General features: G+C 48.8%; 1 protein-coding gene. It reads right to left on the bottom strand.

Features of this window, described 5'->3' with window-relative positions; genetic code table 11:
- Positions 1-108: 108 nt before the first annotated feature.
- Positions 109-1,052 (bottom strand): efflux RND transporter permease subunit (locus KDK16_RS00420; RefSeq protein ID WP_257274205.1); only part of this gene is annotated, 944 nt, incomplete at its 5' end.

Genomic DNA, 1,052 nt, shown 5'->3' with positions numbered 1-1,052 from the left:
AATTGGTTCTGCGGCTTAGAGTCGGTTTTAGCATGAAAGTTCATGACATTGATGTTAGTGAAACTAACACCTACCAGAAAGGCCGCTTTTTTCAGCGGCCTTTTTGTATCAGGGAGTTGAGCTCAAAGCGGGTTCTTTCCCTCGACTTTCCTGAAACCAGCTCTTGAGGTCATGCCCTGCACCGATCAGACAGGGAATGATCGCCAGAGTGATAAAGGTGGCAAAGAGAATGCCAAAGCCCAGAGAGATCGCCATGGGGATGACCATCTGTGCTTGACGGGAAGTCTCGAAAATTATTGGAGCCAATCCACCAAAGGTGGTCAGTGTCGTCAGAATAATAGGACGGAAACGTCGGGTTGTGGCCTGATTAATGGCTTCTCTCCAGTCCTTTCCATCTTTTCTGTGTCCGTTGTAGGTGGTCAGTAGAATTAGACTGTCGTTCACCACAACGCCACAAAGCGCTATGATACCCATAAAACTGATCATGCTCAGGGTGTAGCCCAGTATTATATGACCCAAAAAAGCGCCTGCTACCCCAAAAGGAATGGCTGCCATGACCAGTAGTGGCTGGGTAAAGCTCTGAAAAGGTATAGCCAGCAGAGCGTAGATCAAAAGCATGGCCAGCAGGCTCGACTTCAAGAGCGCACTCATGCTTTTTGCTGCACGTTTCTGGTCTCCTCCCAGATCGATTTGTAGTCCCGGATACTTAGCCTGAAGCTCCTCAAATACATTGTTTTGAAGAGAGCTGATGATCTGCGGTGTAGAACCCCTCGGGTTCACTTCTGCGGTAATATCAACGGTTCTGCTGCCATCTCTGCGGGTTACGCTTGATGGGGCAGTACTCTTGCCAATGGCTGCGACACGGGTCAGAGGAATATAGCTGCCGTCGTCAGTACGGATCATCATATTGAGAAGATCGGCTTCACTCTGCCTCAATGCTTCATTTAACATGACTTTCACCGAGACTTCGTTTCTTCCTTCCTGCTGCTTTATGGCTGTTATGCCAAAGAGAGCATTGCGCAACTGTCGTGAAATATCGTTAGCGGTGAGCC

The sequence above is a fragment of the Endozoicomonas sp. SESOKO4 genome (genome assembly GCF_024606275.1).
Note: the sequence above shows the minus strand (reverse complement) of the source record. Positions and strands in the feature narration are given on the sequence as shown.